This window comes from Thauera sedimentorum (genome assembly GCF_014489115.1).
In the GTDB taxonomy this organism is placed as follows: domain Bacteria; phylum Pseudomonadota; class Gammaproteobacteria; order Burkholderiales; family Rhodocyclaceae; genus Pseudothauera; species Pseudothauera sedimentorum.
In genome coordinates this window covers 72,709-89,087 of record NZ_JACTAH010000003.1, presented here as the reverse complement: position 1 = coordinate 89,087, position 16,379 = coordinate 72,709, and the positions used below count along the sequence as shown (strand labels likewise).

Genomic DNA, 16,379 nt, shown 5'->3' with positions numbered 1-16,379 from the left:
TGAATGAACGACATCCTCAACCTGCGCGACCTGCTCAGCCCGACCCGCCTCCGCCAGCTCGCCGCCCCGGTACTCATCGTCATGATCCTGTCGATGATGGTGTTGCCGCTGCCGGTCTTTCTGCTCGACGTGTTCTTCACCTTCAACATCGCGCTGTCGGTGATGGTGATGATGGTGGCGATGTACACCAAGAAGCCGCTGGAGTTCTCGGTCTTCCCCACGGTGCTGCTGGTCACCACGCTGCTGCGCCTGTCGCTCAACGTCGCCTCCACCCGCATCGTGCTGCTCGAAGGCCATGCCGGCGGCGACGCCGCGGGCAAGGTCATCGAGGCCTTCGGCGAAGTGCTGGTGGGCGGCAACGTGGCGGTCGGCCTGGTGGTGTTCGTCATCCTCACGCTGATCAACTTCATCGTGATCACCAAGGGCGCCGGGCGCATCGCCGAAGTGAGCGCGCGCTTCACCCTGGACGCGATGCCGGGCAAGCAGATGGCGATCGACGCCGACCTCAACGCCGGCCTCATCGACGAGAAGGAGGCCAAGCGCCGGCGCAAGGAGATCGGCCAGGAGTCCGACTTCTTCGGCGCCATGGACGGTGCCTCCAAGTTCGTGCGCGGCGACGCCATCGCCGGCATCCTGATCCTGGTCATCAACATCATCGGCGGCCTGTTCGTCGGCATGGTCCAGCACGACATGGCCGTCGCGGACGCGGGGCGCACCTACGCTCTGCTGACCATCGGCGACGGCCTGGTCGCGCAGATCCCCGCGCTGATCATCTCGGTGGCCGCCGGCCTGGTGGTGTCGCGCGTGGGCGACGAGGGCGACATCGGCAGCCTGGTCATCGGCCAGGTGTTCGCCCACCCGCAGGTGATGTTCCTCACCGCCGCCATCCTCGGCGTGCTGGGCCTGATCCCGGGCATGCCCAACTTCGTGTTCCTGCTGCTCGCGACCCTGATCGCCTCATTGGGCTGGTACCTGTTGCGCAAGGCGCAGGCCGCCGCCGCGGCCGAGGTGCCTGCGGCCGCCGCGGCCGCCGCCGCGCCGGCGCAGGAAGCCCAGGAGGCGAGCTGGAACGACGTCGCCCCGGTCGACGTGCTCGGCCTGGAAGTCGGTTACCGGCTGATCCCGATGGTGGACAAGGGCCAGGACGGCGAGCTGCTCAAGCGCATCCGCGGCCTGCGCAAGAAGTTCGCCCAGGAGGTCGGCTTCCTGTCCGCGCCGGTGCACATCCGCGACAACCTGGAGCTCAAGCCGAACTCCTACCGCATCGCGCTCAAGGGCGTGGAGATCGGCAGCGGCGAGGCCTACCCGGGCCAGTACCTGGCGATCAACCCGGGGCGGGTGACCGGACCGATGCAGGGGCGCGAGACCAAGGACCCGGCCTTCGGCCTGCCGGCCTACTGGATCGACGCCGGCCAGCGCGAGCAGGCGCATGCGCTGGGCTACACCGTGGTCGATGCCAGCACCGTGGTCGCCACCCACCTCAACCACCTCATCCTCAACCATGCCGCCGAACTGCTCGGCCGCCAGGAAACCCAGGCCCTGCTCGACCACATCGGCAAGGAAGCGCCCAAGCTGGTCGAAGACCTGGTGCCCAAGGTGCTGCCGGTCTCCACCGTGCAGCGCGTGCTGCAGAACCTGCTGGAAGAGGGGGTCAACATCCGCGACATGCGCAGCATCATCGAGGTGCTGGCCGAGCACGCGCCGCGCAACCAGGACCCGGTGGAACTCACCGGCAAGGTGCGCGAGGCCCTGGGCCGCGCCATCGTGCAGTCGCTGTTCCCGGGCAATGCCGAGCTGCAGGTGATGGCGCTCGAACCCGGCCTGGAGCGCATCCTGCTGCAGGCCATGAGCGCCGGCGGCGACGGCGGGGCGATCGAGCCGGGCCTGGCCGATACCCTGCTGCGCCAGACTGCGCAGATCGCCCAGCGTCAGGAGGACATCGGCCTGCCGCCGGTGCTGCTGGTGCCGGCGCAGCTGCGCATGCTGCTGTCGCGCTTCCTGCGCCGCGCGGTGCCCTCGCTGAAGGTCATCGCCAATTCCGAGGTTCCCGAATCGCGCACCATTCGCGTGACCGCGATGATAGGCGGCAACGCCTGAGCGGTTCCCGGAAGGATAGGGCGGAGGAGGTCGCGCGGATCAGCCGGCCCGTGCGGCCTCAGCCGTGCTCCGCATGCGTTTCCAGCAGCGCCTGCAGGGCCTCGGCATCCATGGCGCGTGCGAACAGCCAGCCCTGGTAGGCGTTGCAGCCCTGTGCGCGCAGGTAGTCGAACTGGGCGGTGGTTTCCACCCCCTCGGCGATGACTTCCAGGCCAAGGTTGCGGGCCATGGCGAGGATGGTGGCGACGATGGAAACGTCATCGCGGTCGTCCGGGATGCCGCTGACGAAGCTGCGGTCGATTTTCAGACGGTTCAGCGGCAGGCGCTTGAGGTAACTCAGCGAGGAATAGCCGGTGCCGAAATCGTCGACCGCCAGGGTGACCCCCAGGGCGCGCAGGTCTTCGAGCGCGCGGGTCGTCTCCTCCACGCCGTGCAGCACCTGGCCTTCGGTGATCTCCAGCTCCAGCTGCGCCGGCGGCAGGCCGCTCACCGCCAGCGCATCGCGCACCACGGTGACGATGTCGTCGTGGGTGATCTGCTGGCCGGACAGGTTCACCGCGACCTGCAGCGGATGGCCGGCGGCCCGCCAGCGCATGGCCTGCCTGCAGGCGGTGAGCAGCACCCAGCGGCCGATGGGCACGATCAGGCCGGCCTCTTCGGCCAGCGGAACGAACTTGTCCGGCGGCACCAGGCCCAGTTGCGGATGCAACCAGCGCAGCAGGGCCTCGACGCCGACGATGCGTCCGCTCGCGCAATCCACCTGCGGCTGGTAGTGCAGATGCAGTTCATTGCGTTCGATGGCGCGGCGCAGTCCGGCTTCCAGGTCGAAGCGTTCGCGGCTGGCCTGGGCCAGCTCGGCGGTATAGAAGCGGAAGGCGTTGCGCCCGGAATCCTTGGCGCGGTACATCGCGGTGTCGGCGTTCTGCACCAGCGTACTGGCCTCCTGGCCGTCGTCGGGGTACAGGCAGATGCCGATGCTCGCGCCGATGAAGATCTCGTGATGCCCCAGGCGGAAGGGTGCCTCCAGCACTTCCAGCACCTTGCGCGCCACGTGCTCGGCGGCCGCCGGGCCGTCCGGGTCTTCCAGGATGATGAGGAATTCGTCGCCGCCCAGGCGGGCCACGGTGTCCTGTTCGCGCAGTACCGCGTTGAAGCGGCCGGCCACCGCGCGCAGCAATTCGTCGCCTACCGCGTGCCCGAGGCTGTCGTTGACGTTCTTGAAGCGGTCCAGGTCGATGAACAGCACCGCCACCCGCTCGTGGCGGCGGCGCGCGCGTTCCAGCGCGTGCACCAGGCGGTCCTGCAGCAGGGCGCGGTTGGGCAGGCCGGTCAGCCCGTCGTAGTGGGCGAGTTGGCGGATGCGCTCCTCGGCGTGCTTGCGTTCGGAGATGTCGGTGAACATGGCGATGTAGCGCTGCACCGTGCCGCCCGTATCGCGTACCGCGGCCAGCGACAGCCATACCGGAAAGTAACCGTTGCGCTGGTGGCGGAAGCGCGCTTCCCCCTGCCAGCGCCCCTGCTTCTCCGCCGACTGCCAGATGTGTTCGCAGAAATCGGCACTCTCCGGGCTGCACAGGGCTTCGCACAATTTCAGGCCGGCAAGCCGTCCGGCATCCGTTCCGGTCAGCTGCAGGCCGGCGCGGTTGACCTCGACGATGCGGTGCGCCTCGTCCATGATCAGGATGCCCTCCTGTCCGCCCTCGAAGACGCTGGCCGCGAGCGCCAACTGTTCGGACTGGCGCACGATGCGCTCGCTCAGCGGGCGGATGGCGCGCGAAGTCAGTGCCGCGCCGACCAGCACCAGCAGGACGATGGTGCTCACCGGCACGATCAGCTCGTCCAGCGCGGGGCTGTAGAGCTGCGCACGGCCGGTGGTCATCGCCAGCGCCCACTCGGGCGCCTGCGGCAGGGGCATGATGAAGGCCACCTGGTTCGGTGCGCCGTGCAGCGGGAGGGCGTGGCCGGGGCTGGGCGGACGCTTGCTCAGCAGGGTGTGCAGCGGATCGTCCCCGGCGGCCGTCTGCAGCGTCCGTGTGGCGCCGGCGAAGTGCAGCAGACGGCCGTCGTCCAGGTTGGCGAGGTAGTAACGGGTCTCGCCGCCATACTCCTGAGCCTCGGCCAGCAGGCGGCCGAGTTCGACCAGCTGGAAGGCGATGATGTCGCTGCCGACGCGCTTGCCATCCGCCGCGAGGATGGGGGCGCCGACCACCAGGGTGGGCTCGCCATCGATCTCCACCGGACCGCGCAGCAGGGCCTCGCCGCTGCCGTCGGCGGGGTCCGGCCAGTGCTCCGGCGGCACGGTATGTCCCAGATGCACCACCGCTTCGCCGGCGGCGTCCAGGCGCACCATGCCGGCGATGCTGGGCGAATGCGCGAGCGCATCGCGCAGGCGGGGCGTGGTGAAGCGCTCCAGTTCGGGCAGGCTCAGTTCCCAGCGGTTGTAGCGTTCGAGCGCCTCGCGCAACTGCGTGCGGCTGGTCACCTGCAAGGCCACCGCGCGGAAGCGGGCCATCAGCTGCCCGGCGGCTTCGGCCTGGCTGCGGATGTTGTAGCCCACCGAGGTTTCGATCTGCTTGCGGGCGTCCAGATACAGGGGAAGGGCGGTGGCCAGGCCGGTCAGCAGGCCGGTGGCCAGGATGCCGCCCATGGCGAAGAGGCCGATACGCCGCTGCAGATGCGCAGTGTGGAAAGAGGTGCGATGCGGCGTCGACGGTGCGTTCATGGCGGGATTCTCGCACAGGGGAGCCCGCCCGACGGCTGCGGTGTTGCCATGTCCGGGGCGCTCGGCGACGCCTTGCAGCGGACGAATAGGCGGGGGAAACCCGGTTTATTCCTTCCTATCCGCAACGGGGTAGGCGGCCATAATCGGAACCATCCTGCGCTGAGAGCGCGGTAGTCGGAGAAACACCATGAACGTCAAACGCTATTTTGCCCAGACCGCCCGCGAAGCCCTGCGCGCGCTCAAGGAAGAACTCGGGGCCGACGCCATCGTCCTGTCCAACCGGGCGGTCGAGGGCGGGGTCGAGATTCTTGCCTTGCCGGGCGATGCGGTTGGTGCCTTGCCGTCCGCCACCCGCAGCCAGCGCCCCGTCGCGCAGGCGGTCGCGAGCGCAGCGGCGCAGCCCCCGGCGGAAGACGAAGACGACTACCGTGTCAGCCTGCGCGCCCGGCCCGCGGCGGCCCAGCGTCCCGCGCCGGCCCGTGCGGCCGCGCCGGCGATGCGCCCCTTCGCGCCGCCCCGGGTCGACCACGCCGACTACCCGCCGCGCAGCCGTGCGCCCTCGACCGCAGCCCTGGCCGCCGAGGCTGCCGATCCCTGGGCCGAGGCAATCGCCGCCGCCCAGGCTGCCACCGCGCCGGCCGTCGCACGCAAGCCCGCGCTGCGCGAGGATGCGCCCGCGCCGCGCCGCGAGGCTGTCGAGCGCGACAGCCGCGAGCAGGACGCCCGGGTGCGTGAACTGCAGGAAGCCAATACCAAGCTGATGGCCGAACTGTCCGGCATCCGCGGCATGATCGAACGCCAGCTCGCCGGCTTCGCCTGGGGCGAGACCCGCCGCCACGCGCCGGTGCGCGCCGACCTGGTCGGCGAGCTGCTGGAAGCCGGCTTCTCCGCCGCGCTGGCTCGCCGCCTGGTGGAGGCGGTCGCCGAGGACGCCGAGCCCGCGCAGGGCCGCGATGCGGTCAAGGCCGCGCTCAACCGCGAACTGCGTGCGCTGTCCTCCGACGCCGACCTGATCGACCGCGGCGGCGTGTATGCCCTGGTCGGCCCCACCGGGGTGGGCAAGACCACCACCACCGCCAAGCTCGCCGCGCGCTGCGTGGTGCGCCACGGTGCCGACAAGCTGGCGCTGATCACCACCGACGGCTACCGCATCGGCGCGCAGGAACAGCTGCGCATCTACGGCCGCATCCTCGGCGTGCCGGTGTTCTCGGTGCGCGACGCCGCCGACCTGCGCCAGACCCTGGCCGAGCTGCGCAACAAGCACATGGTGCTGATCGACACCGTCGGCGTCAGCCAGCGCGACCGCATGGTGGCCGAGCAGGCCGCGATGCTGCTGGGCGCCGGCAACGTGCGCCGCCTGCTGCTGCTCAACGCCACCTGCCGTGGCGACACTCTGGACGACGTGGTGCGCGCCTACAAGGGCCCGGACCTGGCCGGCTGCATCCTCACCAAGGTGGACGAAGCCGCTTCCCTGGCCCCGGCCATCGACGTGGCGGTGCGCCGCGAACTCGAACTGTTCTACGTGGCCAACGGCCAGCGCGTGCCGGAAGACCTGCACCTGCCCAACCGCGCCTACCTGCTGCACCGCGCGATGCGCGAGCAGGCCGAAGGCTCGCCGTGGAAGCTGCAGGGCGACGAAGCCGGCCTGATGCTCGCCGCCGGCGGCGCGGGAGCCTGATCATGATCGACGCACGGGAAGACCAGGCCGCCGGGCTGCGCCGTCTGTTCCGGCGTGCGCCGCCCACCGTGGTGGCGATGTACGCCACCGGACGTCATGGCGCGCACAACGCACTGCGTGCCGCCCACTGCATCGCCGGGCGCAGCGAGCGGGTGATCCTGCTCGACGAGGCCCCGGGCGAGGCCAGCCTCGCCGCGCGGCTCGACCTGCCGCAGGGTCCGGACCTGCTGAGCGTGCTCGACGGGCGCTGCACGCCGGCCGAACTGCTGCAACCCGTCCCCGGCCTGCTCGGGCGCATCGCCACCTCGGCCGCGGCGCTCGCGCTGCCGCTGCTCGACGCCGAGCGCCGCGAGGCGCTGCTCGGGGCGATCCGCCAGATCCAGCGCCACACCGGCTTCGTGCTGATCCACGCGGCGGCGCAGGGCGCAGACGACCCTTCGCCCTTCGTCTATGCGGCGCCGCGCCGCCTGGTGGTGGCCGAGGCCAGCGCCACCGGCGCCACCGAAGCCTACCGGGTGATCAAGCAACTCGCCGCCGCCGGAGCGGGCTCCCTGCATGTGGCGGTCGCGCGCGCCAAGAGCCGCGCCGAAGCGGCCGCCTTCTTCGACAGTCTCGACGCGCTGGTGCGCCGCCATGTCGGCGCCGCGCTGGCCTGGCTGGGCGAGGTCGAACGCGACGATCTTGCCGGCGGGCTTGCCCATCCGGTGGCCGAGTCCAGCCCGCGCGAGGCCGAGCACGCCTTCCTTCGCCGCCTGTCGGCCCTGGGGGCGGCCAGCGTGCCGCGCGCCCCGATGCGGAGGTGACGATCATGCTCGCACTCACGTATGCATCTGGTCATCGCGGCCCTGCTGCGGGAAAATGGCGAACCGCGGGCCAGAACGAAGGCCCGCCGCCCAAGACCAGCCGCAGGAAGAAGATTCAGGTCACCTGGATGTACGACGCCGAAGGGAATCTCGACAAGGACCACCTGGTGGAGGCCTACGCCCCGCTGGTCAAGCGCATCGCCTATCACCTGATGGCGAAGCTGCCGGCCAGCGTGGACGTCGACGACCTGATCCAGAACGGCATGATGGGCCTGCTCGACGCCATCAACCGCTACGAGGACGGCCTCGGCGCCCAGTTCGAGACCTATGCGGTGCAGCGGGTACGCGGCGCCATGCTCGACGGCCTGCGCGAGAACGACTGGCTGCCGCGCAGCCTGCGGCGCGACATGCGGCGCATCGAAACCGCCGTGCATACGCTGGAACAGCAGAACGGCCGCCAGCCCACCGAGGCCGAACTGGCCAGCGCGCTCGACCTGCCGCTGGCCGAGTACCAGCGCCTGCTGCAGGACGCGCGCGGCTATCAGCTGGTGCATTTCGAGGATTTCACCGACGGTGACGGCGAGGACTACTTCGAGCGCCACCTCGGCGTGCATGAGACCAATCCCGCCGACCTGCTGGAAGATGCCGACATGCGCGGCAACCTGGTCCTGGCCATCGACGACCTGCCCGAGCGCGAAAAACTCGTGATGGCCCTGTACTATGACGAGGAACTCAACCTGCGGGAGATCGGCGAGGTGCTCGGCGTTACCGAGTCGCGCGTCTGCCAGCTGCACAGCCAGGCGATAGCCCGCCTGCGCTCGCGCGTGCTGGGGCAGCGTGGCGCGGCGCCGGCGGCGCGCCGCGGTCGTCCGCCCAAGAAGCCGGCTGCCGGGGCCTGAGCCCCGCGGGCGGCGGAGACATCGTTCATGGACAGCATCAGCCTGGTCGGCCTTACCCTGGGCCTGGCGGCCATCCTGGTCGGCCAGATGCTCGAAGGCGGCCACATTGCCTCCCTGGTCCAGCCCACCGCGGCGCTCATCGTGCTCGGCGGCACGCTGGGCGCGGTGATGCTGCAGAGCCCCCTGCGGGTGTTCGTCGACGGCATGCGCATGAGCAAGTGGGTGTTCGTGCCGCCGGTGCTGGCACCGGCCGAGCTGATCACCATGGTGGTGAGCTGGAGCCACACCGCACGCAAGGAAGGTCTGCTGGCGCTGGAGAACCAGATTCCCCGCCTGCCCGAGCCCTTCATGCAGAAGGGCCTGCAGCTGCTGGTCGACGGGGTCGAGCCCGATCGCCTGCGTGAGGTCATGGACGTGGAGATCTCCGCCTGGGAGGCGCAGATGAAGCTCGGTTCCAAGATCTGGGAGGCCGCCGGCGGCTATGCGCCCACCATCGGCATCCTGGGCGCGGTGATGGGGCTGATCCACGTCATGGAGAACCTGTCCGATCCGTCCAAGCTCGGCTCGGGCATCGCGGTCGCCTTCGTCGCCACCATCTACGGCGTGGGCTCGGCCAACCTGATCTTCCTGCCGATCGCCAAGAAGCTCCAGGCGCATATCGCCAGCATGGTCTCGCAGCGCGAGATGCTGGTCGACGGCCTGGTGGGGATCGCCAACGGCGACAACCCGCGCATCATCGAAGGGCGCATGCAGGGCTACATCGTCTGAGGCCGCGGCCGGACGAGGAGGGGCGGTTCCCATGGGGCGGCGACGCAAGGCTGAGGAAGAACACGAGAACCACGAGCGCTGGCTCGTCTCGTACGCGGACTTCATCACCCTGCTGTTCGCCTTCTTCGTGGTGATGTACTCGCTCAGCTCGATCAACGAGGGCAAGTACCGCGTACTGTCCGATTCCCTGATGCAGGCCTTCCGCAGCGGGGCCATCCTCGAAGGCGCCCAGCAGGTCACCGAGCCCGCGGTGATCTCCGGTTCGGTGGTGCCGCCGATCGCCCGCAAGACACCCGAGCAGGTCCAGGAAGAGCAGCGCCGCCGCGACATCGCCAAGCGGATGAACAACATGGCCGACGAGATCCGTCGCGTGCTCGGACCGCTGACCCGCGACGGCCAGGTGACGGTGACCGAAGGCGCCCACGGCATCACCGTGGAAATCAACGCCAGCGCGCTGTTCCCGCCCGGCGAGGCCACCCTGGGCAGCGAGGCGGTGTCCGCGCTGCAGGCCGTGGCCGGCGTGCTCGCGGCGGCCACCTTCTCGATCACCATCGAGGGTCATACCGACAACGTGCCGATCAACACCTTCCGCTTCCCGTCCAACTGGGAGCTGTCGGCGGTGCGGGCCTCGTCGGTGGTGCGGCTGTTCGTCGAGTCCGGCGTCAATCCCGAACGGCTCACCGCGGCCGGCTACGCCGACCAGCGTCCGGTGGCGCCCAACAGCACGGAAGACGGCCGCGCGCGCAACCGGCGGGTGACCATCCTGATCGAGTCGATGATCGCCGAACCGCCGCCGGGCACGGCGCCGGGGCGCATCCGCCCGGACGATCCGATCCGCTCGGTGTTGCCCGAAACGCCGCCTGGCGACACCATTTTGGAACCTTGATTTGGGTCAATATTGCGCCGCCGCATCCGTCACATCATTGCAACATTCGAGACAAGGCGGAGCGCGATGATGGCGGAGCTTTTCCAGTGGAGTGACGAGTTCAGCGTGGGTGTCGGCGACATCGACGACCAGCACTTCGAACTCGTCGGCCTGCTCAACCAGTTGCACACGGCGGTGCGTGAGCGGCGCGGCTCGGCGGCGGTGCGCAGCACGCTGGACGAGCTGGTGGACTACACCCGTACCCACTTCGCGGTCGAGGAACGCATGATGCGCGACTCGGCCTACCCGGACTACGCCGAGCACCGCATCTACCATGAGGCGCTCATCGACCAGGTACGTGCGCTGCAGCAGAAGCTCGACTCTGGCGAGGCCTCGATCACCTTCGAACTGCTGCACTTCCTGCGCGTGTGGCTGGTGCGCCACATCTGCGAATCCGACAAGCGCTTCGGCAAGTGGTACCAGGAGCACGGCACCCGCGCCGACTGGATGCCGGCGATGCAGCAGGCGATGAAGCAGCGGCGCTGGTGGCAGTTCTGGCGCTGAGACGCGGAGGAAGACTGCTCGGCAGCCTTGCGCCAGCACGAGATTCCGAGCGTGTCGAAGCGTCGATTTTCTTTACACTTTTACTCAGATGCAGGTATCCATGCATACCTGCATTGCGGTAATTCCAAGCTAAGCCTCTGATCCAGCGGGGAATGCTCTTCCATTACGGTGTCCTGGAACGGATATTGCTGTACATCGCGGAGTGCGGTGTCGCGTCCGATGCGGCCCGCGGACAATTCCCGACTCGCTGGAGCAATCATGCGGACCTTCCTGCACACCGCCGGGCGCCACCTGGCTTCTTCCCTCATCGCCCTCGGCATCGGTTTCGCGGCGCCTGCCGCACACGCGGCGCTGGTGTCGGCGACCAATTCGGTCGGCGGCTCAGCCGATGACTCGTTCATCGATCGCAGCGTCAACATCGTGTCGGGCGGGCTGATCACCGACCTGAACATCACGGTGTCGTGGAGCAAGTGCGGTCAGGGCTTCACCGCCAACTACTTCTGCAACGGCGGCAGCTTTCCCTTCCCTGGGGAGGCCTACATGATGCTGACCGGTCCTACCGGTATCGCCGTCAGCCTGTTCCCGTCGAGCTATTTCAGCGGCCCGGGCAGCAGCATCGACGTGACCAACACCTTCGACGACGAGGCGGCCAGTGCGCTGCCCGGCACCATCCAGTCCGGCAGCTTCCGTCCGGTGGGCAGCCTGTCGGCCTTTGACGGTACCGATGTGTTCGGGTTGTGGACGCTGCGTATCGGCGACACCGTCGGTGCCGATCCCATCCTGTTCCGGTCCTTCACGCTCAATGTCACCACCCAGGAGCAAGGTGTGCCCGAGCCGGGTTCCCTGGCCCTGCTGGGGCTCGGACTTGCGGGGCTGGCCGGCATGCGCCGGCGCAAGGCGATCTGAGCCTTGTCCCTGCGCCGCGAGCATCGCGGCGCGCCAATACGACTACGGCGACCCCGCGGGGTCGCCGTAGTCGTTTCATGCGCGGCGGCGGTTCAGCGACGGAAGCGCTCCTCCGCGATCACGTCGGCCACCTCGCCGGTCGGGCGCTCCTCGCTGCGCGCGCGGGCGAAGATCTCCATCAGGTTGTCGTAGATGCCGGCGACGTGCGCGGTCACCGTGGCCTCGTCGTAACCCACGCGCTCGTAGTACACGTCGATGATGCCGCCGGCGTTGATCACGTAGTCCGGCGCGTAGAGGATGCCGCGGCGCATCAGCTCGGCGCCGTGGCGCGACTCGGCGAGCTGGTTGTTGGCCGCGCCGGCGACGACGCTGGCCTTCAGCTGCGGGATGGTGGTGTCGTTGATGATCGCGCCCATCGCGCACGGGGCGAACACGTCCACGTCCAGGCCGAAGATGGCTTCCGGGGCGACCACGGTGGCGTCGTACTCCTTGGCGGTACGCAGCAGGTTGTCGCGCTGGATGTCGGTGATCCACAGCTGGGCGCCCGCCTCCTTGAGGTGGCCGGCCAGGTGGTGGCCGACGTTGCCCACGCCCTGGATGGCCACCTTCAGGCCGTCCAGCGAATCGCGGCCGAGGCGCTCCTTGACCGCGGCCTTGATGCCGACGAAGGTACCCCAGGCAGTAGCCGGCGAGGGGTCGCCGCTGCGGGTGCTGCCGTCGGCGGCGGGCTTGTCGTGCACGCCCGCCACATGGCTGGTGAATTGCGACATGTACTTCATGTCGGCCACGCTGGTGCCGGAGTCCTCGGCGGCGATGTAGCGCCCGGAGAGGTTCTCCAGCGCGCGGGCGAAGGCGGCCAGCAGTTCCGGGGTCTTCTGGGTGCGCGGGTTGCCGATGATCACCGACTTGCCGCCGCCCAGCTTGAGGTTGGCCATCGCGGACTTGTAGGTCATGCCGCGCGACAGGCGCAGCACGTCGCGCACCGCTTCCTCCTCGGTGGCGTAGGGCCACATGCGGCAGCCGCCCAGCGCGGGGCCGAGGTTGGAATTGTGCACGGCGATGATCGCGCGCAAACCGCTCTTGTCGTCGCTGACGAATACGACTTGTTCGTGGTCGGCGAAATCGCTCAGGGAAAATACGGCCATGGTCTTGTGTCTCCTTCCTTGGTGGGGGTGGTGGCGGTCGGGTGGGGCGTCGCGCTTGTGGCGCGACGTCCTGTCCGGCTGCCGGTAAATCCTTGCTTGCTCCGGGGTGGCGGTGGTGATCGCGGCCAAGGCCGCTCCTACGGTAGGAGCGGGCTTGCCCGCGATGTGGGCGTTCAGCCAGCCAGCACCGCGATGGTCTTGCGGGCTTTCTGCGGCGCGCTGCCGGGCGCGGCTTCCTTGCGCCGGAAGGCGTCCAGCAACTCGGCCTGGCGCTTGCGTGCGGAAGCCAGGTAGCGCTCGCGCACATGGCCGAAGCCGCGGATGCGGTCCGGGATGTTGGCCAGCTCGACCGCCGCTTCCAGATTCGACTGTTCCAGCCCGCCAATGATTTCCTCGACGATGCGCTCGTAGTCGGCGATCAGCTCGCGGTCGAGCTTGCGGTCGTGGCTGCGCGCGAAGGGGTCGAGCAGGCCGCCGCGCAGGCTGCGGAAGCGCGCCAGCATGCGCATGGCCTTGAGCATCCACGGCCCGTAGGTCTTCTTCTTCAGTTCGCCGGTGGTCGCGTCCTTGTCGGCCAGGGTGGGCGGGGCGAGGTGGAAGACCAGCTTGTAGTCGCCTTCGAACTGCTCCTCGATGCGGGCGAGGAAGTCGGTCTGGGTGTACAGGCGTGCCACCTCGAACTCGTCCTTGTAGGCCAGCAGCTTGTGGTAGCCGCGCGCCACCGCCTCGGTGAGCAGGCTCATGCCCGGCGCGACGCCGGTTTCCGCCTTGCGCACGCGTTCGACCAGCGCGGTGTAGCGCTTGGCGTAGGCCGCGTCCTGGTAGTCGGTGAGGTGGGCGGCGCGGCGCGCGATCAGCTCGTCCAGGCTGGCGGAGAGCTTGTGGTGCGCCGGGGTGCCGAGCTGCGGCCGCGCCGCGGCGCGCACCGCCTCCGGGTCGACCGCGGCGCGGCGGCCCCACTGGAAGGCGGCCTTGTTGGCCTCCACCGCGGCGCCGTTGATCTCGATGGCGCGCAGGATGGCCTCACGCGACAGCGGCACCAGCCCGCGCTGCCAGGCGTAGCCGAGCATGAACAGGTTGGTGGCGATCGAGTCGCCCAGCAGATCGGTGGCCAGGCGGCTGGCGTCGAGGAACTCGACGTTCTGCGCGCCGAGCGCGTCCACGATCTGCCCTTCCATCGGCGAAGTGGGGAACTGCGGGTCCGGGTTGGCGCCGACGTCGCCGCTGCGCGCCTGGGCGGCGAAGCCGCGGACGAACTCGCTGGTCATGGTCTGGTCGCTGTTGATCACCGCGCGGGTGTGGCCGGCGCGCATCTTGGCGAGCGACTCGTCGCTGGCGGCGACCACCAGGTCACAGCCGATCACCGCGTTGGCTTCACCGGCGGCGACGCGCGCCGCGTGCAGTTGCTCCGGACGGTCGGCGATGCGCACGTGAGACCACACCGCGCCACCCTTCTGCGCCAGGCCGGCCATGTCGAGCACGCTCACGCCCTTGCCTTCCAGGTGGGCGGCCATGCCGAGCAGCGCGCCGATGGTGACCACACCGGTGCCGCCGACGCCGGTGACCAGGATGCCCCAGGGGGCGGCGGTGGCCGGCAGCTGCGGGTCGGGCAGGGCGGCGAAGGCGTCCGCCGGGCTGCCGGCGGCCTTGCCCTTCTTCAGCTTGCCGCCTTCGATGGTGACGAAGGAGGGGCAGAAGCCCTTCACGCAGGAGAAGTCCTTGTTGCACGAGGACTGGTCGATGGTGCGCTTGCGGCCGAACTCGGTCTCGACGGACGCCACCGACATGCAGTTGGACTTCTCGCTGCAGTCGCCGCAGCCTTCGCACACGTGGTCGTTGATCACCACCCGGGTGGCCGGGTCGGGGAACTTGCCGCGCTTGCGGCGGCGGCGCTTCTCGGCCGCGCAGGTCTGGTCGTAGATCAGCGCCGAGACGCCCGGCACCGCGCGCAGCTCGCGCTGCACCGCGTCCAGTTCGTCGCGGTGGCGCATCGGCGTGCCGTGCGGCAGGTCGGACGGGCCGTAGGCGCGCGGGGTGCCGTCGGTGACCACGACGAGATTGGTCACGCCCTCGGCGGCGAGCTGGCGGGCGATGATGGGCACGGTCAGCGTGCCGTCGTGCGGCTGGCCGCCGGTCATCGCCACCGCGTCGTTGTAGAGGATCTTGTAGGTGATGTTCACCTTCGCGGCGATCGACTGGCGGATCGCCAGGATGCCCGAGTGCATGTAGGTGCCGTCGCCCAGGTTGGCGAACACGTGCTGGGTGCCGGTGAACGGCGCCTGGCCGACCCAGGGCACGCCTTCGCCGCCCATCTGGCAGAAGGTGCCGGTGGATTCCGGCGACAGCCAGGTGGCCATGTAGTGGCAGCCGATGCCGGCGATGGCGCGCGAGCCTTCCGGCACCTTGGTGGAGGTGTTGTGCGGACAGCCCGAGCAGTAGTGCGGCACGCGCGCGATCGACAGGCGCGGCTTGGCCAGCGCCGCTTCCTTGGCTTCCAGGAAGCTCAGGCGGGCCTTGATGCGGTCCGAGGTGTGGAAGCGCGCGATGCGCGCGGCGATCACCCGGGCGATCATCGCCGGGGTCAGCTCGCTGGCCGCGGGCAGCAGCCAGTCGGCGTGCGGCAGGCTCCACTCGCCCTTCTCGTCGAACTTGCCGATGACGCGCGGGCGCACGTCCTCGCGCCAGTTGTAGAGCTCTTCCTTGAGCTGGTATTCGAGGAACTGGCGCTTCTCTTCAACCACCAGGATCTCTTCCAGGCCGTCGGCGAAACGGCGCACGCCCTCGGCCTCCAGCGGCCACACCATGCCCACTTTGTACAGGCGGATGCCCAGTTCTGCGGCGAGCTGATCGTCGATGCCCAGGTCTTCCAGGGCCTGGCGCACGTCCAGATAGCTCTTGCCGCTGGTCATGATGCCGAGGCGCGCGTTGGGGCTGTCGATCATCGTGCGGTCGAGCTGGTTGGCGCGCGCATAGGCCAGCGCGGCGTAGAGCTTGTGGTGCACCAGGCGCTTTTCCTGAACCAGCGGGGGATCGGGCCAGCGGATGTTGAGGCCGTCGGCCGGCAGCGGGAAATCGGCCGGGATCACGGTCTGCACGCGGAACGGGTCCACGTCCACCGAGGCCGAGGTCTCCACCGTGTCGGCCAGCGCCTTGAAGGCCACCCAACAGCCCGAGTAGCGCGACAGCGCAAAGCCGTGCAGGCCGTACTCCAGGTACTCCTGGATGTTGGCGGGTGCGAGCACCGGCATCATCAGCGCCTTGAACACGTGCTCGGTCTGGTGGGGCAGGGTGGAGGACTTGGCCGCGTGGTCGTCGCCGGCGATCACCAGCACGCCGCCGTGCTTCGAAGTGCCGGCCGCGTTGGCGTGGCGGAACACGTCGCCGCTGCGATCCACGCCCGGACCCTTGCCGTACCACATGGCGAACACGCCGTCGTATTTGGCGTTCTTGTCCAGGTTCACCTGCTGGGTGCCCCACACCGCGGTGGCGGCGAGGTCTTCGTTGAGACCAGGCTGGAAGACGATGTGCTGCGGTTCCAGGTATTTCTTCGCCTTCCAGAACTCCTGGTCCACGCTGCCCAGCGGCGAGCCGCGGTAGCCGGAAACGAAGCCGGCGGTGTTCAGGCCGGCGGCCGCGTCGCGCATGCGCTGCATCATCGGCAGGCGTACCAGCGCCTGGATGCCGGTCATGTAGGCGCGGCCGGAGGTCAGGGTGTACTTGTCTTCGAGGGCTGCGGGGGCAAGTGTTTTCGCCATGGTATGCGTGCGGCGCGCAGGTCCCGGCGGGCGGCGCTTGTGGCGCACGTGCCGGCGGCTGGCGGCCTTGTCTCCTTGTTGGGTTGTCGATGTCCGGTTCGGGTGCGGAACGTTCTGCTGCGGACTGCCAGTGACGCACTCTAGGCAGCGGGGAGGGAAAAGATTTTTCTGATTCGG

The 16,379-nt window shown here is 69.2% G+C and carries 11 protein-coding genes; 8 read left to right on the top strand and 3 right to left on the bottom strand.

Features of this window, described 5'->3' with window-relative positions; genetic code table 11:
* Window positions 1–3: 3 nt before the first annotated feature.
* Entirely contained in the window at window positions 4–2,097 is a 2,094-nt protein-coding gene (flhA, locus tag IAI53_RS17710) for a flagellar biosynthesis protein FlhA (RefSeq protein WP_187719555.1), read from the top strand.
* Window positions 2,098–2,155: 58 nt separating this feature from the next.
* On the opposite strand, the gene IAI53_RS17705 is transcribed toward flhA, so the two are convergent.
* Window positions 2,156–4,819 (bottom strand): bifunctional diguanylate cyclase/phosphodiesterase, encoded by a 2,664-nt coding sequence (locus tag IAI53_RS17705; RefSeq protein WP_187719554.1) that lies wholly within the window; start codon window positions 4,817–4,819, stop codon window positions 2,156–2,158.
* A 187-nt stretch (window positions 4,820–5,006) separates the two neighbouring features.
* Between IAI53_RS17705 and flhF the strand changes: the two genes are divergently transcribed.
* The 7 genes from flhF to IAI53_RS18685 all read left to right on the top strand — a co-directional run bounded on the left by flhF (window position 5,007) and on the right by IAI53_RS18685 (window position 11,302).
* Complete coding sequence (gene flhF / locus IAI53_RS17700) at window positions 5,007–6,497, top strand: flagellar biosynthesis GTPase FlhF (RefSeq protein ID WP_187719553.1); 1,491 nt, start codon at window positions 5,007–5,009, stop codon at window positions 6,495–6,497.
* A 2-nt stretch (window positions 6,498–6,499) separates the two neighbouring features.
* Window positions 6,500–7,300 (top strand): MinD/ParA family ATP-binding protein, encoded by an 801-nt coding sequence (locus IAI53_RS17695; RefSeq protein WP_187719552.1) that lies wholly within the window; start codon window positions 6,500–6,502, stop codon window positions 7,298–7,300.
* A 128-nt stretch (window positions 7,301–7,428) separates the two neighbouring features.
* A complete protein-coding gene (locus tag IAI53_RS17690; RefSeq protein ID WP_187719686.1) occupies window positions 7,429–8,199 on the top strand; it encodes an RNA polymerase sigma factor FliA in 771 nt (256 codons plus the stop codon).
* A 27-nt stretch (window positions 8,200–8,226) separates the two neighbouring features.
* Window positions 8,227–8,967 (top strand): flagellar motor protein, encoded by a 741-nt coding sequence (locus IAI53_RS17685; RefSeq protein WP_187719551.1) that lies wholly within the window; start codon window positions 8,227–8,229, stop codon window positions 8,965–8,967.
* Between the two features lie 31 nt (window positions 8,968–8,998).
* The gene (gene motD / locus IAI53_RS17680) at window positions 8,999–9,853 is read left to right on the top strand and encodes a flagellar motor protein MotD (protein ID WP_187719550.1); all 855 of its coding nucleotides are present in this window, start codon (window positions 8,999–9,001) and stop codon (window positions 9,851–9,853) included.
* Window positions 9,854–9,919: 66 nt separating this feature from the next.
* Window positions 9,920–10,396: a bacteriohemerythrin gene (locus IAI53_RS17675; protein ID WP_187719549.1), complete on the top strand. Its 477-nt coding sequence runs from the start codon at window positions 9,920–9,922 to the stop codon at window positions 10,394–10,396.
* Window positions 10,397–10,654: 258 nt separating this feature from the next.
* The gene (locus tag IAI53_RS18685) at window positions 10,655–11,302 is read left to right on the top strand and encodes a PEP-CTERM sorting domain-containing protein (RefSeq protein WP_225433402.1); all 648 of its coding nucleotides are present in this window, start codon (window positions 10,655–10,657) and stop codon (window positions 11,300–11,302) included.
* Window positions 11,303–11,394: 92 nt separating this feature from the next.
* Here IAI53_RS18685 and IAI53_RS17665 read toward each other — a convergent pair whose 3' ends face one another.
* Both IAI53_RS17665 and IAI53_RS17660 read right to left on the bottom strand, forming a co-directional pair.
* The gene (locus IAI53_RS17665; RefSeq protein WP_187719548.1) at window positions 11,395–12,447 is read right to left on the bottom strand and encodes a Glu/Leu/Phe/Val dehydrogenase dimerization domain-containing protein; all 1,053 of its coding nucleotides are present in this window, start codon (window positions 12,445–12,447) and stop codon (window positions 11,395–11,397) included.
* A gap of 173 nt (window positions 12,448–12,620) precedes the next feature.
* Window positions 12,621–16,202, bottom strand: coding sequence for an indolepyruvate ferredoxin oxidoreductase family protein (locus IAI53_RS17660; protein WP_187719547.1), 3,582 nt, complete (start codon window positions 16,200–16,202; stop codon window positions 12,621–12,623).
* Window positions 16,203–16,379 lie beyond the last annotated feature (177 nt).